The sequence below is a fragment of the Streptomyces sp. NPDC029836 genome, from assembly GCF_055574495.1.
In genome coordinates this window covers 265,615-287,329 of the sequence record NZ_JBVHZI010000001.1, presented here as the reverse complement: position 1 = coordinate 287,329, position 21,715 = coordinate 265,615, and the positions used below count along the sequence as shown (strand labels likewise).

At 71.9% G+C, this 21,715-nt stretch carries 21 protein-coding genes and 1 pseudogene; 9 read left to right on the top strand and 13 right to left on the bottom strand.

Annotated features, from left to right (window positions below; translation table 11 throughout):
* Positions 1–122 precede the first annotated feature (122 nt).
* A complete protein-coding gene (locus ACZ4XJ_RS01370; protein WP_468494877.1) occupies positions 123–1,223 on the bottom strand; it encodes an NAD-dependent epimerase/dehydratase family protein in 1,101 nt (366 codons plus the stop codon).
* 181 nt (positions 1,224–1,404) lie between these two features.
* Here ACZ4XJ_RS01370 and ACZ4XJ_RS01365 point away from each other — a divergent pair, with 181 nt between their 5' ends.
* The 3 genes from ACZ4XJ_RS01365 to ACZ4XJ_RS01355 are packed head-to-tail and all read left to right on the top strand — an operon-like array spanning position 1,405 to position 3,172.
* Positions 1,405–2,157 carry a hypothetical protein gene (locus tag ACZ4XJ_RS01365; RefSeq protein WP_468494876.1) on the top strand — a complete coding sequence of 251 codons (753 nt, stop codon included), beginning with the start codon at positions 1,405–1,407 and terminating at the stop codon, positions 2,155–2,157.
* Positions 2,157–2,411, top strand: coding sequence for a hypothetical protein (locus tag ACZ4XJ_RS01360; protein WP_362875603.1), 255 nt, complete (start codon positions 2,157–2,159; stop codon positions 2,409–2,411). Before ACZ4XJ_RS01365 ends, ACZ4XJ_RS01360 begins: the two co-directional genes overlap by 1 nt.
* Positions 2,408–3,172, top strand: a complete 765-nt coding sequence (locus tag ACZ4XJ_RS01355; protein ID WP_468494875.1) for a metallophosphoesterase family protein — start codon at positions 2,408–2,410, stop codon at positions 3,170–3,172. Before ACZ4XJ_RS01360 ends, ACZ4XJ_RS01355 begins: the two co-directional genes overlap by 4 nt.
* Positions 3,173–3,182: 10 nt before the next feature.
* Here the strand turns inward: ACZ4XJ_RS01355 and ACZ4XJ_RS01350 are convergent, their stop codons facing one another.
* Positions 3,183–4,550: an AI-2E family transporter gene (locus tag ACZ4XJ_RS01350; protein ID WP_468494874.1), complete on the bottom strand. Its 1,368-nt coding sequence runs from the start codon at positions 4,548–4,550 to the stop codon at positions 3,183–3,185.
* Between the two features lie 200 nt (positions 4,551–4,750).
* On the opposite strand from ACZ4XJ_RS01350, the gene ACZ4XJ_RS01345 reads away from it, so the two are divergent.
* Positions 4,751–5,347, top strand: a complete 597-nt coding sequence (locus ACZ4XJ_RS01345; RefSeq protein WP_468494873.1) for a DUF2231 domain-containing protein — start codon at positions 4,751–4,753, stop codon at positions 5,345–5,347.
* A gap of 88 nt (positions 5,348–5,435) precedes the next feature.
* The gene (locus ACZ4XJ_RS01340; protein ID WP_362875599.1) at positions 5,436–6,926 is read left to right on the top strand and encodes an MFS transporter; all 1,491 of its coding nucleotides are present in this window, start codon (positions 5,436–5,438) and stop codon (positions 6,924–6,926) included.
* A 107-nt stretch (positions 6,927–7,033) separates the two neighbouring features.
* Here ACZ4XJ_RS01340 and ACZ4XJ_RS01335 read toward each other — a convergent pair whose 3' ends face one another.
* The 5 genes and pseudogenes from ACZ4XJ_RS01335 to ACZ4XJ_RS01315 form a co-directional block, all read right to left on the bottom strand.
* A complete protein-coding gene (locus tag ACZ4XJ_RS01335; RefSeq protein ID WP_362875598.1) occupies positions 7,034–7,711 on the bottom strand; it encodes a potassium-transporting ATPase subunit C in 678 nt (225 codons plus the stop codon).
* A gap of 20 nt (positions 7,712–7,731) precedes the next feature.
* A complete protein-coding gene (gene kdpB, locus ACZ4XJ_RS01330) occupies positions 7,732–9,831 on the bottom strand; it encodes a potassium-transporting ATPase subunit KdpB (RefSeq protein WP_468494872.1) in 2,100 nt (699 codons plus the stop codon).
* Positions 9,828–11,492 (bottom strand): potassium-transporting ATPase subunit KdpA, encoded by a 1,665-nt coding sequence (gene kdpA / locus ACZ4XJ_RS01325; RefSeq protein ID WP_468494871.1) that lies wholly within the window; start codon positions 11,490–11,492, stop codon positions 9,828–9,830. Before kdpA ends, kdpB begins: the two co-directional genes overlap by 4 nt.
* 8 nt (positions 11,493–11,500) lie before the next feature.
* Entirely contained in the window at positions 11,501–11,590 is a 90-nt protein-coding gene (gene kdpF / locus ACZ4XJ_RS01320; protein ID WP_362875595.1) for a K(+)-transporting ATPase subunit F, read from the bottom strand.
* Between the two features lie 251 nt (positions 11,591–11,841).
* Positions 11,842–12,027, bottom strand: a pseudogene (locus ACZ4XJ_RS01315) (diaminopimelate decarboxylase); the annotation flags it as partial.
* 238 nt (positions 12,028–12,265) lie between these two features.
* Here ACZ4XJ_RS01315 and ACZ4XJ_RS01310 point away from each other — a divergent pair.
* Positions 12,266–12,478: a DUF4287 domain-containing protein gene (locus tag ACZ4XJ_RS01310; protein WP_362875594.1), complete on the top strand. Its 213-nt coding sequence runs from the start codon at positions 12,266–12,268 to the stop codon at positions 12,476–12,478.
* Between the two features lie 275 nt (positions 12,479–12,753).
* On the top strand, positions 12,754–13,659 hold the full coding sequence (locus tag ACZ4XJ_RS01305) for a virginiamycin B lyase family protein (RefSeq protein ID WP_362875593.1): 906 nt from the start codon (positions 12,754–12,756) through the stop codon (positions 13,657–13,659).
* Between the two features lie 46 nt (positions 13,660–13,705).
* On the opposite strand, the gene ACZ4XJ_RS01300 is transcribed toward ACZ4XJ_RS01305, so the two are convergent.
* From ACZ4XJ_RS01300 to ACZ4XJ_RS01285, 4 genes are all read right to left on the bottom strand, one after another.
* A complete protein-coding gene (locus ACZ4XJ_RS01300; protein ID WP_468494870.1) occupies positions 13,706–14,818 on the bottom strand; it encodes a sensor histidine kinase in 1,113 nt (370 codons plus the stop codon).
* On the bottom strand, positions 14,811–15,506 hold the full coding sequence (locus ACZ4XJ_RS01295; RefSeq protein ID WP_362875591.1) for a response regulator transcription factor: 696 nt from the start codon (positions 15,504–15,506) through the stop codon (positions 14,811–14,813). Before ACZ4XJ_RS01295 ends, ACZ4XJ_RS01300 begins: the two co-directional genes overlap by 8 nt.
* A gap of 9 nt (positions 15,507–15,515) precedes the next feature.
* Complete coding sequence (locus ACZ4XJ_RS01290; RefSeq protein ID WP_468494869.1) at positions 15,516–16,193, bottom strand: VanZ family protein; 678 nt, start codon at positions 16,191–16,193, stop codon at positions 15,516–15,518.
* Positions 16,194–16,310: 117 nt separating this feature from the next.
* On the bottom strand, positions 16,311–16,868 hold the full coding sequence (locus ACZ4XJ_RS01285) for a pyridoxamine 5'-phosphate oxidase family protein (RefSeq protein ID WP_468494868.1): 558 nt from the start codon (positions 16,866–16,868) through the stop codon (positions 16,311–16,313).
* Between the two features lie 140 nt (positions 16,869–17,008).
* On the opposite strand from ACZ4XJ_RS01285, the gene ACZ4XJ_RS01280 reads away from it, so the two are divergent.
* Entirely contained in the window at positions 17,009–17,869 is an 861-nt protein-coding gene (locus ACZ4XJ_RS01280) for an MBL fold metallo-hydrolase (RefSeq protein WP_362875588.1), read from the top strand.
* Here the strand turns inward: ACZ4XJ_RS01280 and ACZ4XJ_RS01275 are convergent.
* Both ACZ4XJ_RS01275 and ACZ4XJ_RS01270 read right to left on the bottom strand, forming a co-directional pair.
* Positions 17,857–19,437, bottom strand: coding sequence for an APC family permease (locus ACZ4XJ_RS01275; protein ID WP_468494867.1), 1,581 nt, complete (start codon positions 19,435–19,437; stop codon positions 17,857–17,859). The genes ACZ4XJ_RS01280 and ACZ4XJ_RS01275 overlap by 13 nt on opposite strands.
* Before the next feature lie 97 nt (positions 19,438–19,534).
* Complete coding sequence (locus ACZ4XJ_RS01270; protein ID WP_383996568.1) at positions 19,535–20,245, bottom strand: TetR/AcrR family transcriptional regulator; 711 nt, start codon at positions 20,243–20,245, stop codon at positions 19,535–19,537.
* A 147-nt stretch (positions 20,246–20,392) separates the two neighbouring features.
* On the opposite strand from ACZ4XJ_RS01270, the gene ACZ4XJ_RS01265 reads away from it, so the two are divergent.
* Positions 20,393–21,643, top strand: a complete 1,251-nt coding sequence (locus ACZ4XJ_RS01265) for a saccharopine dehydrogenase family protein (protein WP_362875585.1) — start codon at positions 20,393–20,395, stop codon at positions 21,641–21,643.
* Positions 21,644–21,715: the final 72 nt, after the last annotated feature.

The window sequence follows — 21,715 nt, the reverse complement described above, 5'->3', positions numbered from 1 at the left end:
GCGCCCACCCCCGCGGGCCCGCCCCCCCCCCCCCCCCCCCCCCCCCCCCCCCCCGCCCGCCCCCCCGCCGCCCCCCCCCCCGAGGCTGTGTGGTGTGCGGGGCCCGCCGTCCCGCAAAGCGCTCACGCCCGGACGACGCGGTCCGCGAGAGCGTCCAGGCGCTGGTGGAGCGTACGGTCCGCGGCGAGCGGCGCGGTGTCCGCCCCCGCCCCGTCCCGCAACCCGGCGAGGAACTCGCCGATCGCCTCCACGGAGGTGTGCAGGGGCTCCCAGGAGAGCTCCTCCCTCGCCCGGGTGGAGTCCATCAGCGGCAGGTGCAGCACCGCGTCCAACAGGTCCGGGGAGGCGGGCACCAGGTGCAGCCGCCACGCCGCCGCGAGGGCGGCCCGCACTGGACCGGCCGGCATCGACAGGGGCCGCGCCTCGAACAGCCGCGCCAGCACGTCGGAGTCCAGCGGCGGTTCGGCCGCCAGGTTGAAGGCGCCCCGTACCGGCAGGGCGACGGCCGCCCGGTACGCGCTCGCCGCGTCATCGGTGTGCAGGGCCTGGAAGCGCAGCCCCGGCAGACCGGGCACCACGGGCACCAACCCCGGCCGTACCAGACGGCCCGGCAGCAACCGACCCGCGAAGATCCGTCGCTGCTCGGAGGCGGCCTCCCGTTTGAAGAGGAAGCCCGGCCGCATCCGCACCACCCGGATCTCCGGATGCTTGATCTCGTAGGTGTCGAGGACCCGTTCGAGGTACGCCTTCTCCCGCGTGTAAGCGGCCTGCGGCCAGCCGTGCGTGGGCCAGGACTCGTCCACCGCACGGTCCTTGGGACCGGGGGAGTACGCGCCGACCGAGGAGGCGTGCACGAGCGCCGGTACGCCCGCGGCGGCCACCGCGTCGAAGACGCGCAGGCTCCCGAGGACGTTGGTGCGCCAGGTCTCGGCCGGGTGATGGGTCGGTTGGAACTTCCAGGCGAGGTGGACGACGGCGTCCGCGCCGGTGAACAGCGGTACGAGGTCCTCGCCGCCCGGCTCGATGTCCACGGCCTCCCACCGCGATTTCGGCGGCCGCCAGCCGGGGACCCGTCGGGCCAGGCCCAGCACGGACTCCACGCCGTGATCCTCCGTGAGCGCCCGTACGACACTCGTCCCGACGTTGCCGGTCGCCCCGACGACCACGACGCGCAGACCGGCTCCGCCGGTCCCTCCGGGGCCTTCCTCCACTGTCCGACGCATGGGCGGGTGCCTCCCTTTCCGGGGACGGCGTCCGCGGCCCGCCACGGGGCGCCCCGTGCCGTCGGGCACGGCGCGGACACACGCGGGGCGCCTACCCGTACGGTCCGACCGCACTCCACCGGTCCGGGCACTCCACCGGCGCCGGGCGATTCCGGCGCGGCGGGACGGGTACGCGCTTGCCATGACGTCCACGAAGCCGCCGCCGCCCGCCCCCACCGGGCACGCGGCACCCCAGGCCCTGAGCCCGCCCGTGCCCGCCGAGGGCCCCCTGCCCAAGGACCACACCCAGGCGATCCTGGAGACCACCAAATTGGTCGCCGCCCTGCTCAAACGGTCGGGGCTGCCCTTCGCCCTGGCCGGCAGCGTGGCCGCGTTCGCCCACGGACTGCCGGCCATGTTCCAGCACGACACCGACTTCTGCGTCCGTCCCGAGGACGCCGACGCGGTCATCAAGGCCTTGGACGAGGGCGGCATCGAAATGCGCCGCGCCCCCGAGGACTGGCTGGTCAAGGGCCGTTCCGGTGGGGAGGAGATCGACCTGATCTTCGAGCTGGAGCGGCGGCCGGTGAGTACGGAACTCCTGGCCCGGGCCGACGTGAAAGCGGTCGACTCGGTGTGGATGCCCGTCCTCGCGCCCACGGACCTCATGGGCAGCCGGCTCGCCGCGCTCTGCGAGCACTACTGCGACTTCGGTGACCTGCTGCCGATGGCACGCATGCTGCGGGAGCAGATCGACTGGGCCCGGCTGGAACGGGACCACGGGTCCGAACCGCTGCCCGACGCGTTCCTGTACCTGCTGGAACGGCTGCGCGTCATCGAGGCGAGGAACACCGGAGCCGAGAACACCGGAGCCGAGAACACCGACGGCAGGAACACCGGAGCCAGGAACACCGACGGATCCGGGTCGGCCGGACCGGGACGGGAGGAGAGCTGATGACGTCCCACGACATGGTGGAGTACCGGATCGAGCACCTGCGCGACCGGCTGGCCCGCGAGGACATCGCGGAGTTGGGCGTACGCGTGGAGGCGCGCGGATCGGGAGCGCTGATCTCGGGCAGTGTCACCAGCCCGGAGTGCCGGGCCGAGGTGCTGAGGCTCGCCGCCGAGGAACTGGCCGGACTGGACTGGCACGAGGACCTGATGGTCAGTCGACCCGCGCCGCCCGACCGGGCGGAGGAGCTGTCGTGATCCGGGTGGCGGCGGTCGGGGACATCCACCTGGGCCCCGGCAGCGCCGGCTTCCTGCGGCCCGCCTTCGACACCCTCGGCGACTGCGCGGACCTGCTGCTGTTGGCCGGTGACCTGACGCGGCACGGCACCAGGGAGGAGGCCAGGGTGGTCGCCGGCGAGGTGGCCGGGCTGGCCGTCCCCGTCGTCGCGGTGCTCGGCAACCACGACTACCAGAGCGACCAGGAGGAAGCCGTCGCCGAGGAGCTCACGGCCGCCGGGGTGCACGTCCTGGAGGGCACCGGAGTCGTCCTGGACCTCGACGGCACACGGGTCGGCGTGGCGGGGACCAAGGGCTTCGGCGGCGGCTTCGCGGGCCGCAGCGGCAGCGATTTCGGGGAACCGGAGATGAAGGCCTTCATCCAGTACACCCGCACCTGCGCGGGAGGCCTGGAGAAGGCGCTGCACGGCCTCGAAGAGGCCGGGAGCGACCTGCGTATCGCCCTCACGCACTACGCGCCCGTCCCCGACACGCTCGCCGGGGAACCGCTGGAGATCTACCCCTTCCTGGGCAGCTACCTCCTCGCGGAGGCCATGGACGGCGCGGGGGCCGACCTCGCCGTCCACGGCCACGCCCACTCGGGCACCGAACACGGCATGACGGCCGGCGGGGTGCGGGTGCGCAACGTGGCGATGCCGGTCATCGACCGGGCCTTCGCCATCTACCACCTGTCGCCCCGCGCACCCCTTCCGACCGGATCCCCGGACCGCTCCGCTTCCTGAGAGCGGTCCGCTACGTGAGCCCCTGCGGCCTTTCCTCCGGCCGCGGGGGCTCGGTGTCGTCCCCGCGTGCCTCCGCGCCTTCGACGGGGAGGGACGTCCCGTCCCCGTCGGCGTCCTGCCCCACGGCCTCGGGACCGTCGCCCGGTTCCGCGTCCTCGTCGGCCGCGTACGCGCGCAGGTGCACGATCACCGTATTGGCGACGGCCACCAGCGGGACGGCGACGACCGCGCCGCCGATGCCGGCGACCAGCCCGCCCGTGGCCACGGCCAGGAGCACCGCCAACGGGTGCAGGCGTACCGCCCGGCCGAGGATGAACGGCTGCAGGATGTGGCCCTCGATCTGCTGGACGACGAGCACCACCACCAGCGCCATCAGGGCCGTGAACACGCCCTGGGTGACCAGGGCGACGATCACCGCGAGCGCCCCGGAGGCCACGGCGCCGACCAGCGGCACGAACGAGGCCAGGAAGATCACGACGCCGATGGGCACGGCCAGGGGCACGCCCAGGAAGTAGATGCCCACGCCGATGAACAGGGCGTCGATCAGGGCGACGATCATCGTTCCGCGTACGTAGGCGGTCAGCGTCCGCCAGGCCCGCGGACCCGCGTCGGCCACGCCCGGACGGGCGGCGGACGGGAGCAGCTTCAGCGTCCACTGCCACACGCGCGGGCCGTCGTAGAGCAGGCACAGCGTGCAGAACATCGCCAGCAGCATGCCGGTGATGATCTCGACCAGGACGGTCACGCCCTGCAGGCCGGTCGAGGTGATCTCGCTGGTGCTGGTGCCGATCGCGTCGTTCAGCTTCTGGGCGACGTCGTTGATCTGCTGCTCGGTCACGTGCAGCGGACTGTCGATCAGCCACCGCTTCAGTTCGGCGATGCCCTCCTGGAGGCGGCCGGACAGGGTGTCGAGGTTGTCGAGCACCTGCCATACGACGAACCAACCGACGAGACCCAGTACGAGGAACCCCCATATCGCGGTCACCGCGGTGGCCAACCCCTGCGGCAGCCCCCTGCGGTGCAGGCGGGCGACGGTCGGCTGGAGCAGGGCGGTGACCAACAGCGAGACGACGAAGGCGAGGGCGACCAGCCGGACCGCGCCGATCACCCGCATCACGATCCACAGGGCGGCGGCGAGGACCAGGAACCGCCAGGCCGCCTCCGCGGCCACGCGGACGCCCCAGGGCACCGCCCGCGCCGGGTCCGGTACCCGCGTACGGGCCCTGCGGAGCTGGGCCATCCGCTCGGCCTGCTCCGCGTACTCGGCCTCGTACTCGGCGTTGCGGCGCGCCAAGGCCCGCGCGCGCCGTTCGCCGACCGCGTTGGCGCCGTTCTTCACGCGGTCGAGCCACGTATTGGTACCGGGCATCCGGACCATCCCTTCTCGTCGCTGGCCTTCTGCCCCCAATTCCCGAGATCAGCCGAACCGGTTCCGCAGCCGTTCCGGGCGGGGCCCGAGGACGATTCCGGACGCGATTTCCGCCGCAGCAGCAGCCGCAGCCGCTGCTGCCGCCGGCTGGAGCGGGGTCCGTCGAGCCCGGTGTGGGACGGCCGGGCGAGGGCGGGTAGGCGCCGGACATGAACACACACGCCCTCGACGCCCCGGTCCCCGACAGGCACCCGCACGCCGGGCGGCCCTCGGCCCTGAGCGCCGTCGCGACCCATTGGCTCAAGGGCCTCGACCGGCTCGAACGGACCACCGTCGCCGACCCCGTCATCCGGCGCCTCCAACGGACGGTCCGCTCGCTCCCGCTGGGCGGCGCGCGCGACGTGCTGCGCGGCCGGCCGCTGGGTCACCCCCTGCATCCGATCCTGGTCCAGGTCCCCATCGGCTGCTGGTTGTCGGCCGGAGTGCTGGACGTCGTACCGGGAGCGGGCCGCGCCGCGACGATCCTGACGGCCGTGGGCCTGGCCGGTGTCGCCCCGGCGGCGGTGGCGGGGTGGGTCGACTGGGCGGACCTGCCGCCCCGACAGGCCCGGGTCGGACTGGCCCACGCGGCGGCGAACGCCGCCGCGGTCACCTGCTACGCGCTGTCCCTGGGGGCACGCCTGCGCGGTGGTCCGGTGAAGGGCCGGCTGTGGTCGGTGGCCGGGCTGGCGGCGGTCGCCGTGACGGGCGCGCTCGGCGGGCACGTGGCGTACCGGCAGGCCGTCGGAGCCGACCCGACCCCGTGAGGAGGCGTCCCCCGAACGGGGTCCCGCCGGGGCAACGACCCCCGGAGCGGCCCCGTTTGACCCGGGGGGCCCGGGGCAGACGTGCGGCATGTCGGAGACCTCACAGACGGTGAACACGCAAACCGTCACCACCAAGGTGCCCGCGCGGCTGGACCGGTTGCCCTGGTCCCGGTGGCACTGGATGATCGTCATCGGACTGGGCACCGTCTGGATCCTGGACGGTCTCGAAGTCACCGTCGTGGGCAGCATCGCCAGCCGCCTCTCCGAGGACGACAGCGGCCTGTCCATTACCGACGCCCAGGTCACGGGCCTGGCCGCCGCCCTCTACGTGGCGGGAGCCTGCGCAGGTGCCCTGTTCTTCGGCCGTCTCACCGACCTCTTCGGCCGCAAGAAGCTCTTCCTGATCACGCTCGCGGTCTACCTGGCCGCGACGGCCCTGACCGCCCTGTCCTTCTCCTCCTGGTGGTTCTTCCTCTTCCGTTTCCTGACCGGCTTCGGCATCGGGGGCGAGTACGCGGCCATCAACTCCGCGATCGACGAGCTGATCCCCAGCAAGTACCGCGGCCGCGTCGACCTCATCATCAACGGCAGTTTCTGGCTGGGCGCGGTCGCGGGCGCCCTGCTGTCCGTCGTCGCCCTGAACACCGAGATCTTCGCGCCGTCGGTGGGCTGGCGGTTGACGTTCGCCCTCGGCGTCGTGCTCGGCCTGGTCATCCTGCTCGTACGACGGCACGTCCCGGAGAGCCCGCGCTGGATGATCATGCACGGCCGGGCGCAGGAGGCCGAGGACCTGGTCGCCGACGTCGAACGACAGATCGAGGCGGAAACCGGGAAACCGCTGCCGGAGCCGGGGGCCGCCATGACCGTCACCGTGCGCCGCAGCATCGGTTTCGGGGAGATCGCGAAGACCGTGTTCCGCACCTACCCGAAGCGGGCCGTGCTGGGCCTGTCCCTCTTCGTCGGTCAGGCCTTCCTCTACAACGCGATCACCTTCGGCTTCGGTTCCATCCTGGTCACCTTCTTCGACGTGTCCAGCTCCGTGACCGGCTACTACTTCGCGGTCATCGCCGTCGGCAACTTCCTCGGGCCGCTGCTGCTGGGCCGGTTGTTCGACACGCTCGGTCGTCGCCCGATGATCTCCGGCACGTACATCCTGTCCGGTCTGCTGCTGTTCGGTACGGCCTGGCTCTTCGGCGCCGGCCAACTCACCGCCCTGACCATGACCGCGTGCTGGTGCGTCGTGCTCTTCTTCGCCTCCGCCGGGGCGAGTTCGGCCTACCTGACCGTCAGTGAGATTTTCCCGATGGAGACCCGCGCGATGGCGATCGCCTTCTTCTACGCCATCGGAACCGCCGCGGGCGGCATCTCCGGACCGCTGATCTTCGCCGGCCTCACCTCCAGCGGCGTGGTGGCCGACGCGGCCCTCGCCTTCTGCATCGGGGCCGCGCTGATGGTCGCCGCGGGGCTGGTGGCCGTCTTCTACGCGGTCGCCGCCGAGGGCCGCTCCCTGGAGGACATCGCGACCCCCCTCTCGGTCCGCACGCCGGAGCCGTCCGACATGGCGAAGGACCCGGCGTGACGGAGGGACGCTCGCGCCGCCGCGAAACGGTGTGAACCTCGACGCGGGGGGCCCGGTGGGGCGCGGATTCCGCGCCCCACCGGGCCCTTTTCGTGGGCGTCGCGTCGTCAGCGCCGGGTCAGGTCCCTGAGCGCGGTGTTGAGTTCGAGCACGTTCACGCGGGGCTCGCCCATGAAGCCGAACGTACGACCCTGGGTGTGGTCCGCGACCAGCTTCGCCACCCGGTCGACGTCGAGGCCGCCGCGCTCCGCGACGCGGTGGACCTGGAGCGCGGCGTACGCGGGGGAGATGTTCGGGTCGAGCCCGGAGCCGGAGGAGGTGACGGCGTCGGCCGGCACGTCCCGGGGGCTGACGGTGTACGAGGCCGTGGTGTTGTCCGCGACGACCGCGGCCTTGGCGTCCTCGACCAGCTTCACCAGGTCCGGGTTGTCGGCGGCCTTGTTGGTGGCGCCGGACAGGATGAGTGAGTACCGGGTGTTGACGCTGTTGGTTCCGAGGCCGTGGGACGGGCGCGGCTGGAACCACCGGAGGTCCGGCTCGGGGGCCTTGGCCGGGTCGCCGGTGTCCTCGTCGGGCAGGTCGTAGGTCTGGCCGATGAGCGCCGAGCCGACGACCCGCCCGCTGCCGTCCTCGATCCGCGAGCCGTTCGCCCCTTCGTGGAAAGCGGCCTGCGCGATGCCGGTGACGGCTAGCGGGTAGAGCACCCCGCACAGCACCGTCAGCACGAGGAGCGCGCGCAGGCCCGCGCCGAGGAGCCGTGCGGTGTTTCCTGCAGAACTGTTCATGGTGTCAGCACGTTCCTGTTTCAGCGCAGTCCGGGGACGAGGGAGAGGAGCATGTCGATGAGCTTGATCCCGATGAACGGGGCGATCAGGCCGCCCAGCCCGTAGATCCCGAGGTTGCGGCGGAGCATCCTGTCGGCGCTGGTGGGCCGGTACCGGACGCCCTTGAGGGCCAGCGGCACGAGCGTGATGATGATCAGCGCGTTGAAGACGACGGCCGAGAGGATCGCGGACTCGGGGGAGGCCAGGCCCATGACGTTGAGCTTGTCGAGGCCCGGGTGGACCACGGCGAACATCGCCGGGATGATCGCGAAGTACTTGGCGACGTCGTTGGCTATGGAGAACGTCGTCAGCGCGCCGCGCGTGATCAGGAGCTGCTTGCCGATCTCGACGATCTCGATGAGTTTGGTGGGATCGGAGTCCAGGTCCACCATGTTCCCGGCCTCCTTGGCGGCCGAGGTACCGGTGTTCATCGCGACGCCGACGTCCGCCTGAGCCAGGGCCGGGGCGTCGTTCGTACCGTCCCCCGTCATCGCGACGAGCTTGCCGCCCGCCTGCTCCCGCTTGATCAGGGCCATCTTGTCCTCGGGAGTGGCCTCCGCGAGGAAGTCGTCGACGCCGGCCTCCTCGGCGATGGCCCTGGCCGTCAGCGGGTTGTCGCCCGTGATCATGACGGTTTTGATGCCCATGCGGCGCAGTTCCTCGAACCGCTCCCGCATGCCGTCCTTGACCACGTCCTTCAGGTGGACGACGCCCAGGATCCGGGCGCCCCGCGCGTCCTCGACGGCGACCAGCAGCGGCGTACCGCCGGCCTCGGAGATCCGATCGGCCAGGGGCCCGGCGTCCTCGGCGACCTGCCCGCCCCGCTCCCGCACCCAACCGATGATCGAACCGGCCGCGCCCTTACGGGTTTTCCTGCCGTCGGCGTCGACGCCCGACATCCGGGTCCGGGCGGTGAAGTCGATCCACTCGGCGTGCGCGAGCTCGCTCCGGTGGCGTTCGCGCAGCCCGTACGCCTCCTTCGCGAGGACCACGATCGAGCGACCCTCGGGCGTTTCATCGGCCAGCGACGACAACTGCGCGGCGTCCGCCAGTTCGGCCGCCGTGGTGCCGCTGACGGGGACGAACGCGCAGGCCCGGCGGTTGCCGAGGGTGATCGTGCCGGTCTTGTCGAGCAGCAGGGTCGACACGTCACCCGCGGCCTCCACGGCCCGCCCCGACATCGCCAGGACGTTGCGCTGGACGAGCCGGTCCATGCCGGCGATGCCGATGGCGGAGAGCAGCGCGCCGATCGTGGTCGGGATCAGGCAGACCAGCAGCGCGGTGAGCACGATCATCGATTGCTCGGCGCCGGCGTGGATCGCGAACGGCTGGAGGGTGACGACCGCGAGCAGGAAGACGATCGTGAGGGACGCCAGCAGGATGTCGAGTGCGATCTCGTTCGGCGTCTTCTGCCGGGCCGCGCCCTCCACGAGGGCGATCATGCGGTCGATGAAGGTCTCGCCCGGCTTGGTGGTGATCTTGACGACGATCCGGTCGGAGAGCACCTTGGTGCCTCCGGTCACGGCGCTGCGGTCGCCGCCCGACTCCCGGATGACCGGCGCCGATTCGCCGGTGATGGCCGATTCGTCGACCGAGGCGACACCCTCGACGACGTCGCCGTCGCCCGGAATGACGTCGCCGGCCTCGCACACCACCAGGTCGCCGACGCGCAGTTCCGTACCCGGAACCGGCTCCTCCCCGCCGCCGGGGAGCAGTCGCCGGGCCACGGAGTCGGTCTTGGCCTTGCGCAGGGTGTCGGCCTGGGCCTTGCCCCGGCCCTCGGCGACGGCTTCCGCGAGGTTCGCGAAGATCGTGGTGAGCCACAGCCAGACGGTGATCGCCCAGCCGAACCAGTCCGTCGGGTCCGCCAGGGCCAGCAGCGTCGTGACGACGGAGCCGACGAGGACGACGAACATGACCGGGGACTTGACCATGACGCGCGGGTCGAGCTTGCGCACCGCGTCGGGGAACGCCTTGACCAGCGCTTTGGGTTCGAACAGGCCCGCGCCGACGCGTCCGGCCGGCGTGCGACCGGCGGGCCGGTCCTCGTGCGGGGCACGGGTGGGGGTGATGGTGCTCATGACGCGAGCCCTTCGGCGAGCGGCCCCAGCGCGAGGGCGGGGAAGTAGGTGAGTCCGGTGATGATGAGGATCGTGCCGACGAGGAGGCCCGCGTAGAGCGGCTTGTCGGTGCGCAGGGTGCCCGCCGTGGCCGGCACCGGCTGCTGCTCGGCGAGCGAGCCGGCCAGTGCCAGGACGAAGACCATCGGCAGGAAGCGGCCGAGGAGCATCGCGATGCCGATGGTGCTGTTGAACCACTGGGTGTCGGCGTTCAGGCCCGCGAAGGCGGAGCCGTTGTTGTTGGCGCCCGATGTGTAGGCGTAGAGGATCTCGGAGAAGCCGTGCGCGCCGCCGTTGGCCATCGACCGGCCCGGCGTCGGCAGCGCCATCGCGGCGGCGGTGAAGCAGAGCACCACCGTCGGCGTGACGAGGATGTAACAGGCGGCGAGCTTGATCTGGCGGGTGCCGATCTTCTTGCCCAGGTACTCGGGGGTGCGGCCGACCATCAACCCGGCGATGAACACCGCGATGATCGCCATGATCAGCATGCCGTAGAGGCCCGAGCCGACGCCTCCGGGCGCGATCTCGCCCAGTTGCATGCCCAGCATGGTGATCCCGCCGCCGAGGCCGGTGTAGGAGGAGTGGAAGGAGTTGACCGCGCCGGTCGAGGTCAGCGTGGTCGCGACGGCGAAGATCGACGATCCGGCGATGCCGAAGCGGGTCTCCTTGCCCTCCATCGCCCCGCCGGCGGCCTGGAGCGCCGGGCCGTGGTGCGCGAACTCCGTCCACATCATCAGCGCGGTGAAGCCGATCCAGAGGGCGGCCATCGTCGCCAGGATCGCCCAGCCCTGGCGCAGGTTGCCGACCATCCGGCCGAAGGTGCGGGTCAGCGAGAAGGGGATCAGCAGGATCAGGAAGATCTCGAACAGGTTGGTGAAGGGAGTCGGGTTCTCGAAGGGGTGCGCGGAGTTGGCGTTGAAGTAGCCGCCGCCGTTCGTCCCGAGTTCCTTGATGACCTCCTGCGAGGCCACCGCCCCGCCGTTCCACTGTTGCGTGCCGCCCATGAACTGGCCGACCCCGTGGATCCCGGAGAAGTTCTGGATGACTCCGCAGGCGACCAGGACCAGCGCGCCGATCACGGACAGCGGCAGCAGGACGCGTACGGTCCCGCGCACCAGGTCGGCCCAGAAGTTGCCGAGTTCACCGGTGCGGGAGCGCGCGAAGCCCCGTACGAGGGCCACCGCGACGGCCATGCCCACGGCCGCGGAGACGAAGTTCTGCACCGCCAGGCCGCCGGTCTGCACGACGTGGCCCATGGCCTGCTCGCCGTAATAGGACTGCCAGTTGGTGTTCGCCACGAAGGACGCGGCGGTGTTGAAGGCCTGGTCCGGGTCGATCGACACGAAGCCGAGCGACCCGGGCAGGCTGCCCTGGAGGCGCTGCAGGCCGTACAGGAAGAGGACGCTCACGGCCGAGAACGCCAGCACGGCGCGCAGGTAGGCGGGCCAGCGCATCTCGGCCCCCGGGTTGGCGCCGATGGCCTTGTACATCCACTTCTCCGGCTTCCAGTGCTTCTCGGAGGAGTAGACCCGGGCCATGTGGTCGCCGAGCGGTCGGTAGGCCAGTGCGAGGGCGGCGATCAGCGCGAGCAGCTGGAGCACACCAGCGGTTACGGGGCTCATGGCGGTGCTCAGAACCTCTCCGGGAACAGGAGGGCGAGGATCAGGTATCCCAGCAGGGAGACGGCGACGGCGAGGCCGACGAAGTTTTCCACGGTCACAGCTTCGTCACCCCCTTGGCGATGAGGGCCACCAGCGCGAAGACCGCGATCGTGGTGGCGACGAAGGCCGGATCGGCCATCGTGAGCTCCTGGATGAAGTGATGAAATGGAATGGGCCTGTGTGGCCGAAGACGAGCAAACCGCGAGCTCAGCCGGGTGTTGAGCCACCTTGACGGGCTCCATACGGGGGTACCGGAACTCTTGACGCGGCCCTGACGCGACAGCCGGCCGGGCGGAGTCGAAGGGGCAGCTCAGTGCCCGACGTCCCGGCTGCGGAAGTCGGCCAGGGCCTCCCGGCGGACCAGCAGCCGGGCCCTGCCGTCCCCGACGGCGACCACCGGGGGACGGCCGACCATGTTGTGGCCGGACGCCATCGACAGCTGGTACGCGTTCGCCACCGGAACGGCGAGCAGGTCACCAGGGTCGACGTCGCGCGGCGGCGACCGCTCCGCTCCGGCGCGGCTTCGGAGATCCACCACCACGGCGGCACCCGAAACGGCCACGAGGACGATGCCGACGTTCGCGGTCCGGCCGATGCGCTCGCCGAGGATCAGCAGCCCCACCAGGGCCCCGTGTCGATGTGACGCGGGTCACAAAGCCTGGTCGATGAGTTCTCCGCGCGGGCCGGGTCAACCCTGGGACCGCACCGACAGCGACAGCGAAGGACACGACGCCATGACCGACACCGTGAAGGGCCCCGCCTCCTACTTCCCCTCCATCGAGAAGAAGTACGGCCGCCCGGTGGCCGAGTGGAAGGCGCTCATCGGCGCGTCCCCGCTCACCCGACACATGGAACTCGTCTCCTGGCTCAAGACGGAGCACGGCCTGGGCCACGGCCACGCCAACGCCCTCGTCGCGCACACCCTGGCCGAAGCCGACGGAAAGTGACGCGGCGCCTCCCGTCGGCGGCACCGCCGGCGACCGTCAGGGGCATTGGAGTGGCGCCGGTACGGCCGATGGCGTGGCTTCCGCGCCCGCCGGAACGCCTTCCTAAGGTCGGCGGGTGACGGGGGCCGGTCGCAACAGGTGGGTGAGTCGTGGAACGCATGACGGCACGAGCACGAGCACGAGCAGGAGCAGGAGCACGAGCGGGTACGCGCGGACGGCTTACGGCCGGTACCCGCCCTACGGCGACGTGGACACGGACCCGGCGGCTGGCGGCCGTGACCGGCCTGCTGATGCTCTGCGCCCTGCCGACCGCACCCGCCGGCGCGACGGACGCGGTCGACGGACGCTCCCCGGCAGGTCCGCCGCTGTACGTCAGCGACTACGGCAACAACCGGGTCGTCACCCTGCCGGTGGACGGGGGCGAGCAGATGACCGTACCCCTCGACGGGCTGGTGCGCCCGACCGGCCTCGCCTGGGACGCGGCCGGCGCGCTCTACGTCTCCGACACCGGGAACAACCGGGTGGTGACACTGCCCCCGAACGGTGGCGGGCAGGTCACCGTGCCCACCGTCGACCTGTCCCGCCCGCTCGGCCTCGCCGTCGACGCCGCCGGGAGCCTCTACATCGCGGACAGCTTCAACGACCGGGTGGTGAAGGTGCCCGCCGGCGGCGGCCCCCAGACGACCGTCCCCACCAGTGGCCTCCTGCACCCCTGGGGCCTGGCGCTGGAGCCCGACGGTGACCTGTACGTCTCCGACTTCGTCAACGACCGCGTCGTCAAGGTCGCCGCGGACGGCAGCGGCCAGACCACGGTGCCCACGGTCGGTCTGTCCCAGCCGACCGGCCTCGCGCTCAACGCGGCGGGCGACCTCTACGTCTCCGACAGCGGCAACAACCGCGTGGTGAAGGTGTCCGCGGCCGACGGGCAGCAGAGCACGGTTCCCGTCACCGGCCTGAGCGATCCGCTGGGTCTGGCGCTCGACGGCTCCGGCGGCCTCTACGTGGCCGACGGCTTCGACAACCGGGTCGTCCGCGTACGGGAGACGGGCGGCGGCCAGGTCACCCTCGCCTCCGACGGGCTCAACACGCCGACCGGCCTCGCCTTCCCGCCGAGGAAGCCCCGGCCGGGCGCGGACGGTGCGCGGGGCACGGTGGACAAGGGGCTCTCGAAGCTCCGCTGACCCGTCTCCGCACCGCGGGGCACCCGGGCCGGTACCGAACGTCCGGTCAACGGGCCGGGCGGCCCCCCTCGCGAACCGCGTCGGGGGCGTCCGGAAGCCGCACCGTGACGAGGAGTCCCCCGGACGGCCGGGGGACCAGGTCGAGGCTTCCGCCGTGGGTGCGGACGATGCTGTGCACGAGGGCGAGACCGAGGCCGACACCGGCGTGCTCGTCGGTGCGCACGCGTTCGGCTCCCCGTCGGAAGGGCTCGGTGAGGGTCGGGACCACGTCGGCCGGCACCGGACGGCCGGTGTTCTCGACCCGCAACACGCTCGCGTCGTGCTCCGTCCCGGTGTGGACCGTCACGGAGCCGCCTGCGGGCAGATTGTGGACGACGGCGTTCTGCACGAGGTTCGTCACCATGCGCAGCAGCAGTTCCGCGGAGCCGGGCGTCCGGGTCGCTCCACCGGTTACGTCGAGCGTGATGCCGCGCTGTTCGGCGAGGGGGAGCACGGTTTCGGCGGCCTCCTCGGCGACGAGGGAAAGGTCGACGCTCTCGCGGGCGAAGTTCCCGCGGTCGCTGCGGCTGAGCAGCAGGAGGGCCTCGATGAGGTCGATCGCGCGCGTGTTGACCACCTGCAGGCGTGCGAGCAGCGCGTCCCGGTCCCGGGTGGGATCCCGGCGGGCGACGTCGAGCAGCGTCCGGGAGACGGCCAGCGGGGTGCGCAGTTCGTGCGAGGCGTTCGCGGCGAACCGCCGCTGCTCGGCGTCGTGCGACTCCAACTGTTCGAGCATCGCGTCGAACGTGTCGGCGAGTTCACGGAACTCGTCCAGGCGGCCCTCCATGCGGACCCGGTGGGACAGTGACCCGGAGCCGGCCGTCCGGGCCGCGGCCGTGATCCGGTGGAGCGGCGCGAGCATCCGTCCGGCGAGTACCCACCCCCCGACGAGACCGAACACGAGCAGGAAGGCCATCGCCACGGCCGCCGCGGGCGCGAAGGTGCGCACGAGGAGGTACCGGTTGGGCGAGATCCCGAGCAGGCCCTTGGTGTTGTCGGGTACGTACCGCAGCAGGAACACCCACACCACGGCCAGCAGGAGGGCCCCGGCGACGGCGAGGAACCCGGCATAGCTGAGGGTGAGCTTCAGCCGAGCACTGGGCCCCGGTCGCCTAGGCATCCGTACCGTCGGGGCCGGTGATGTCGTGGTCGGCCGCGATGCGGTAGCCGACGCCCGGCGCCGTGGCGATGGCCCATGGTTCGCCGAGCCGTTTGCGCAGGGCGGAGACGGTGATGCGGACGGCGTTGGTGAAGGGGTCGGCGTTCTCGTCCCAGGCCCGCTCCAGCAGTTCCTCCGTACTGACGACACCCCCCTCGGCGGCGACGAGCACGTCGAGCACGGCGAACTGTTTGCGGGTGAGCGCGACGTACCGTCCGTCGCGGAAGACCTCCCGGCGGAAGGGGTCGAGCCGCAGGCCCGCGATCTCGCGCACCGGGGGACGGGCGTACGCGCGCCTGCGGTCGAGCGCCCGCAGCCGCAGGACGAGCTCCCGCAGCTCGAACGGTTTGGTGAGGTAGTCGTCGGCACCGAGCCCGAACCCGGACGCCTTGTCGTCGATCCGGTCGGCAGCGGTGAGCATCAGGATCGGGATGCCGCTGCCGGAGGCGACGATGCGCCGCGCGACCTCGTCGCCGGAGGGGCCGGGTATGTCGCGGTCGAGGATCGCGAGGTCGTAGGAGTGGACGCCGAGCAGTTCCAGGGCGGAGTCGCCGTCGCCGGCGATGTCGGCGGCGATCGCCTCCAGCCGCAGGCCGTCACGGACGGCCTCGGCGAGGTACGGCTCGTCCTCCACGATCAGTACGCGCATGCCGCCAGCCTAGGTGGTCGCCCCCGCCCGGCTGCGCCACCAGCGGCGTGACGCCAGCCCGGCGAGGACGGCGCCGACGGCGTTGACCAGTACGTCGTCCACGGAGGACACCCGGTCCAACCGCAGGACGTACTGCGCGGTCTCGACCACCACCGAGCAGCCCGCCCCGAGGGCGAGCAGTCGCGGTACGGACGCGACGGCCGCGCACCGCATCGGGGCGAAGAACCCCAACGCCGCGAAGACCAGCAGGTTCCCGGCGATGCCGAGCGGCCCCATCGTGACCAGGTCCAGCAGCGGCACCAAACTCACCCGACCGGGGACGACGCCCGCGCCGGCGCCCGGCATCAGGATCATCCAGACGAACGGCACCGTCCCGTGGACCATCCCCACCTCGGCCAGCGACGTCCGCCACGCCGCCGTGATCCCGGCGGCGCGCCGCCGGCGGGCCAGCGCCCACACCAGCAGCAGGGACAGCGGCAACGTGAGCAGGGTCATGAACACAACACCGTTGAAGGTGTCGAAGCAGCCGTGCCACCGACCGGACAGGCACCTCGGGGCGGACATCAGGAGCATTCGCCGCATCAGGAACGCGGCGCCGACCACACCGAGGAACGCCAGGCCGAGGAACACGAACCCGCGCCGGCGGCGGGGAGGCGCGGACAGGGACAGGGACACGTCGTGGGTCATGGGCCCATGGGACACGAGGGGTCGTTGCCCGGGCGTATGCGGTTTTCGATACGCCCGCGATACACGGCCGCCGCGTGCGCCGGGGACGCACCGCCTGCGACCTTCAGCCGCGCCCGGTCAGAACGTCCACCGGGTGTGGCTGTACACCCCGTCGTCGCGGCCGAAGCCGTACGCCGCGGTCGGCGCCACCGCGAACACCACGGCGTTCCCCGTGCGGAACGCGTCCCCGATGCCGTGGAAGGTCCCCTCGGGGGAGGTGATGTGCGCACCGTACTTCGCCTCGTACGCCGCGATCACCTCCTCGAGCGCCGCCGGATCCGAAACCGGCTCCGCCATCCCCTCGATGACCAGGTCGAGCCCCTCGGAGAGGGAGTTCCCGCCGGTGGTCACCGCGCAGTGGCCGTCGTGGGCGAGGTTCCTCGCCTTCTGTTCCCCCGGACCGGTCGAGAAGTACAGCACTCCCTCGTGCCAGGCGGCGATGACGGGGGTGACGTGCAGGCGGCCGTCGGGCCGCACCGTGGACACCCAGAAGATCTCGGCGGCGGCCAACTGCCGACGCGCCCGCTCCCAGTCGGTGGCGGTGACGTCCTCCGCGCCCGGGCGGGGGTTGAGAGCCGAGCTGTAGCGCGCGTCGAGTTCGGTGGTGCGGGGGGTGTTGGGTCCTTGATCCGGCATGGCGGGCTCCTTCCTCACCCCATGGTCGACCGACCGTCCCCGCGGCGGCCACCGACACGCCCGCGCCCGCCCTCCTCGCGGACCGTCCGCCGCTCCGATCCGCATGCCCGCGCCGACCGACTCGCGGGTAGGTTGGACGCGTGATCGATTTTCTGCGGGACACCCCGGTCGAAGGCCGCCTCGACGTCGTCTGGCACGCGGGGTGGCCCTCGCCCCGGCATGACCCGGCGCCGGAGATCCAGGTCCACGCGTACACCGAGCACACGGTGATCCTGCGCCAGAACAAGTCCGTGCACTACGAGGCTCCGTTCCTGTTCCTCCTCTTCGGCAATGACCGCGCCCTGCTCCTGGACACGGGCGCCTCCGCCGAAGCCGCCCACTTCCCGCTGCGGGCAACGGTCGACACCCTCGTGGCGGACTGGTTGGCTCGCCACCCGCGGCCCGGATACGGCCTGCTGGTCGCCCACACCCACGGGCACGGCGACCACACCGCGGCGGACGGCCAGTTCGCGGACCGGCCGCTCACCACGGTCGTGGGCGCGGGCCTGGACGAGGTCACGTCGTCCTTCGCGCTGGTGGACTGGCCGCACCGGACCGGGGAGCTCGATCTGGGCGGCCGGATCCTCGACCTGCTGCCCGGCCCCGGCCACCAGGAGGCCGGACTGGTCTTCCACGACCGGCACACCGGGCTGCTGCTGACCGGCGACTCCGTCTACCCGGGCCGGCTCTACATCGAGGACCGGGCGGCGTACTCGGCCACCGTCGACCGGCTGTTGGACTTCTGCGCGACCCGCCCCGTCCGTCACGTCCTCGGCTGTCACATCGAGATGACCACCAGGCCGGGCGAGGACTACCCGCGCGGCACCACGCACCAGCCGGACGAGCCCCCGCTCCAGCTCACCACCGGCCACCTGCACGCGCTGCGCCGGGCCCTCGACGAGACGGCGGACGGCCGGGGCGCCCACCCGTACGACGAGTTCGTCCTCGTCTACCGGGACTGACGGGACCGGCCGGCGGGCCCGGCCGCCACGCGGTCCGCCTCCGGTGCCGGTTCGGTCGCGTCCCTGTCGGCCGGCCTCCCCCCGGTCGATGCCGGCGCGTCCGGGCCCTCGTACACACCGGGACGCTCCGTCCAGAACGCGCCGGACACCGCGCGCCGGGCCAGCATCACCACGGTGCCGACGAGGCTCAGGCCGAGGGCGATGACCAAGGGCGGCCCGAGGCCGAACCAGGACGTCCCGCCGGCCGAGTTGGCCGGGTCCGCCATGTCGGCGACCGCTTCGACGAGCAGCCAGATCAGCATCACCGCGCCGATGACGGGACCGGCGCCGATGAACAGGAACTCGCGTACTCCCGCCGTCAGCCGGCGCCGGTGGTAGACGGCGCAGGCGATGCCGGTGAGGGCGTAGTAGAAGGCGATGAGCAGGGAGAGCGCCGTCAGGGAGTCGGCGAGGGCGTTCTCGCTGATCCGGTGGATGAGCAGGTACCAGACGGTGGCCGTGCCGGCGACCCACCACGTGCTGACGGCAGGGGTGCGGTAGCGGCCGTGGATCCGACCGAACCGGCTGGGCAGGGCGTGCCTGCGCGCCATGGACAGCGCGGTACGGGAAGCCGGGATGATCGTCGTCTGGGTGGAGGCGAGCGCCGAGGTCGCCACGGCGAGGAGGACGACCCAGTCCCAGCCGCCGAGGACCTCCCGGGCCAGCGAGGCGAACACGGCCTCCTCGTCGTCGGCGTGCGCGCTCAGATAGGCGGTGCCCGCGAAGGCGACGACGGCGAACGCCACCGAGACGTACGTGGCCAGCAGCACCACCGTCGACCAGATGCCGGCCCTGCCCGGGGTGGAGGAGGGATCCGTCGTCTCCTCGGAGAGGTTGACGGCCGACTCCCAACCCCAGTACACGAACACGCCGAGCAGCAGCCCGCCCGTCAGCGCCGTGCCCCCGGCCCCGAACGGGTTGAGCCAGCCGGCGGCGGGACGTACCGCGTCGAGGGAGCCGGTACCGGAGAAGACCTTGTGGAGGGCGACGGCCGCGAAGACGAACAGGCAGACGGTCTGCAACAGGACGAGGACGTTCTGCAGACGCGCCGCGGTCTGGGTGTCCCGTACGCACAGCGCGGCCATCGCCACGATCAGCAGCACGGTCAGCGACTGGCGGACCAGGGTGTTCGCGGCCCAACCGTCGAGTCCGACGGCCAACAGGCCGAAGTTCACGGCCACGTCCGCCAGCGAACCCACCACCAGGACGCCGGTCATCGTGATCGCCCAGCCGCCGAGCCAACCGGCCGTCGGCCCCAGGGCGCGGGTCACCCACGAGAAGGTCGTGCCGCAGTCCGGATCGGCCCGGTTCAGGTAGTAGAAGGCGGAGGCGATGAGCACCATCGGCACGAATGAGGCGAGCATCACCCCGGGAGCGTGGACGCCGACCAGGGCGACGATCGGTCCGATGACGGCGGCCAGTGAGTACGCCGGCGAGGTGGCGTTGAGCCCGATGGCGAGGGCGTCGACGAAACCGATCGCATCGGGTCTGAGCGTGGCGGCCGGCGTCCGCGGGGTGTCTTCGACCATGGTCCCTCACTGTGCGGTGTGAACGGGGCGTGAATGCGACGAGGAAACCCGTGTCCCGTACAGGGGGTCAATGGTGTTGGCATAAGCGAGCCCCGGCTCAGCGCGCGGGCAGGTCGCCCAGTTCGCGCGCGGCGCTGTCCAGGAGCATCTCCAGCGCGACCGGGTAGGCGCTGTGCGGCATCCGGGCGGCCAGCAGCCCGACGGTGGCCGCGATGTTCGGGTACGCGTCGGCGGGCAACCGGGCGTACGTCGACTCCCAGCGCTCCTCGTCCGCCTCGCGGGCTTTCGCCGTCAGCGCGAACGGGCCGGCGTCGAGCGCCGCGAAGGCCAGGCACTGGTCGATGTAGGCGTGGTAGATCCGTACGGCGTCGTCGTCGGGGAACCCCGCGCCGCGCAGGCTGCCGAGGATCGCCTCGTCGGCGGCGATCTCCCGCGGCCGACCGGTCACCCGGCTCGCGGTCAGCAGCGCCGCCTGCGGATGCGCGAGGTACGCGCCGTGAATGCGGAGCCCCAGGGCGCGCAGGTCATCACGCCACCGCCCGGTCGGCACCCACCCGGAGAGCGCCCGGCCGATCAGCTCCTCGCCCATGGCCAGGGTCAGGCCGTCCATGCCGTCGAAGTACCGGTACAGGGTGCTGGGGTCCGCGCCCAGGGCGGCGCCGAGCCGCCGGGCCGACAGCCCCGCGCTGCCGTGCTCGCGCACCATCCGCAGGGCGGTTTCGACGATCAACCGCTCGGAGAGCACCGTCCCCTGCCGGGTCGGACGCCGCCGCCTGCGCGCGTCCTCCGGGACCACGTCCTTCGCCATCGCCCGCCCTCTCCGTCGTTTTCCCTACGGCCGCGCGCCACGCCGCGGGCGCCCGGCCGAGCTTATGCCAACAGCATTGACCTTAGCTCGTGGCGGCGGGTTCCATCAGACCCCGAGGCACACGCCTCACAGAGAAAGGACCTCGCCATGCGTGTTCTGCTCGTGGGTGCCGGCGGTGTCGGCAGTGCGATCACCCGGATCGCCGCCCGCCGCGACTTCTTCGACCACTTCGTCGTCGCCGACTACGACCTCGGCCGCGCGCAGGCCGCCGTCGCGGCCCTCGGGGACGCGGAACAGCGCTTCAGCGCCTGCCGCGTCGACGCCTCCGACGAGGCGGCGGTCACCCGACTGCTGACCGAGCACGGGTGCGACGTCCTGATGAACGCGACCGACCCGCGCTTCGTGATGCCCCTGTTCAACGCGGCGCTGGCGGCGGGCAGTCACTACCTCGACATGGCCATGTCCCTCTCCCGCCCGCACCCCGAACACCCGCACGGCGAGTGCGGGGTGAAGCTCGGCGACGAGCAGTTCGAACGGGCCGAGGAATGGGAGAAGTCGGGCCGGCTGGCGCTCGTCGGCATGGGCGTGGAGCCGGGACTCTCCGACGTCTTCGCCCGCTACGCGGCCGACGAACTCTTCGACGAGATCGAGGAGATCGGCATCCGTGACGGGGCGAACCTGGCCGTCGAGGGCTACGACTTCGCCCCGTCCTTCAACATCTGGACGACGATCGAGGAGTGCCTGAACCCGCCCGTGGTGTACGAGCGCGAGCGCGGCTGGTTCACCACCGAGCCGTTCAGCGAGCCGGAGGTCTTCGACTTCCCGGAGGGCATCGGTCCCGTCGAGTGCGTCAACGTCGAGCACGAGGAGGTCCTCCTCATCCCGCGCTGGGTGGGGGCGCGTCGGGTCACCTTCAAGTACGGCCTCGGCGACGACTTCATCGGCAAGCTGAAGACGCTCCACGCCCTGGGCCTGGACTCCACCGAGCCGGTCACCGTCCGCGGCGAGCACGGCCCGGTCCGGGTCTCGCCCCGCGACGTGGTCGCGGCCTGCCTGCCCGACCCGGCCGGTCTCGGCGACCGGATGACCGGCAAGACCTGCGCGGGCACCTGGGTCAAGGGCACCAAGGACGGCCTGCCGCGCGAGGTCTACCTCTACCACGTGGTCGACAACCAGTGGTCCATGCGCGAGTACGGCTCCCAGGCCGTCGTCTGGCAGACCGCCGTCAACCCGGTGGTGGCCATGGAACTCCTGGCCGGCGGCGTGTGGTCCGGGTCGGGCGTCCTCGGCCCCGAAGCGCTGCCGCCCCGACCCTTCCTCGACCTGCTCACCGCGTACGGCTCGCCCTGGGGCCTGCGCGACCAGGCCGCCGCGACCCCGGCGGCGCCGGGCCGGTGAGTCGGGCGTAAGGATCTCGTCGTCGTTTCCCTGTGGCGACGCCGTCCGCCCACCCCGTTGAATGGGGGAAAC

What these genes read in the sequence shown, in the direction of transcription:
- kdpB (WP_468494872.1), bottom strand. Translation starts at nt 9,831, where the DNA reads ATGAGCACCATCACCCCCACCCGTGCCCCGCACGAGGACCGGCCCGCC.
- ACZ4XJ_RS01275 (WP_468494867.1), bottom strand. Translation starts at nt 19,437, where the DNA reads ATGGTCGAAGACACCCCGCGGACGCCGGCCGCCACGCTCAGACCCGAT.
- ACZ4XJ_RS01310 (WP_362875594.1), top strand. Translation starts at nt 12,266, where the DNA reads ATGACCGACACCGTGAAGGGCCCCGCCTCCTACTTCCCCTCCATCGAG.
- ACZ4XJ_RS01365 (WP_468494876.1), top strand. Translation starts at nt 1,405, where the DNA reads ATGACGTCCACGAAGCCGCCGCCGCCCGCCCCCACCGGGCACGCGGCA.
- ACZ4XJ_RS01350 (WP_468494874.1), bottom strand. Translation starts at nt 4,550, where the DNA reads ATGGTCCGGATGCCCGGTACCAATACGTGGCTCGACCGCGTGAAGAAC.
- ACZ4XJ_RS01300 (WP_468494870.1), bottom strand. Translation starts at nt 14,818, where the DNA reads ATGCCTAGGCGACCGGGGCCCAGTGCTCGGCTGAAGCTCACCCTCAGC.
- ACZ4XJ_RS01335 (WP_362875598.1), bottom strand. Translation starts at nt 7,711, where the DNA reads ATGAACAGTTCTGCAGGAAACACCGCACGGCTCCTCGGCGCGGGCCTG.
- ACZ4XJ_RS01285 (WP_468494868.1), bottom strand. Translation starts at nt 16,868, where the DNA reads ATGCCGGATCAAGGACCCAACACCCCCCGCACCACCGAACTCGACGCG.
- ACZ4XJ_RS01360 (WP_362875603.1), top strand. Translation starts at nt 2,157, where the DNA reads ATGACGTCCCACGACATGGTGGAGTACCGGATCGAGCACCTGCGCGAC.
- ACZ4XJ_RS01340 (WP_362875599.1), top strand. Translation starts at nt 5,436, where the DNA reads ATGTCGGAGACCTCACAGACGGTGAACACGCAAACCGTCACCACCAAG.
- ACZ4XJ_RS01270 (WP_383996568.1), bottom strand. Translation starts at nt 20,245, where the DNA reads ATGGCGAAGGACGTGGTCCCGGAGGACGCGCGCAGGCGGCGGCGTCCG.
- ACZ4XJ_RS01290 (WP_468494869.1), bottom strand. Translation starts at nt 16,193, where the DNA reads ATGACCCACGACGTGTCCCTGTCCCTGTCCGCGCCTCCCCGCCGCCGG.
- ACZ4XJ_RS01345 (WP_468494873.1), top strand. Translation starts at nt 4,751, where the DNA reads ATGAACACACACGCCCTCGACGCCCCGGTCCCCGACAGGCACCCGCAC.
- ACZ4XJ_RS01265 (WP_362875585.1), top strand. Translation starts at nt 20,393, where the DNA reads ATGCGTGTTCTGCTCGTGGGTGCCGGCGGTGTCGGCAGTGCGATCACC.
- ACZ4XJ_RS01370 (WP_468494877.1), bottom strand. Translation starts at nt 1,223, where the DNA reads ATGCGTCGGACAGTGGAGGAAGGCCCCGGAGGGACCGGCGGAGCCGGT.
- ACZ4XJ_RS01295 (WP_362875591.1), bottom strand. Translation starts at nt 15,506, where the DNA reads ATGCGCGTACTGATCGTGGAGGACGAGCCGTACCTCGCCGAGGCCGTC.
- kdpA (WP_468494871.1), bottom strand. Translation starts at nt 11,492, where the DNA reads ATGAGCCCCGTAACCGCTGGTGTGCTCCAGCTGCTCGCGCTGATCGCC.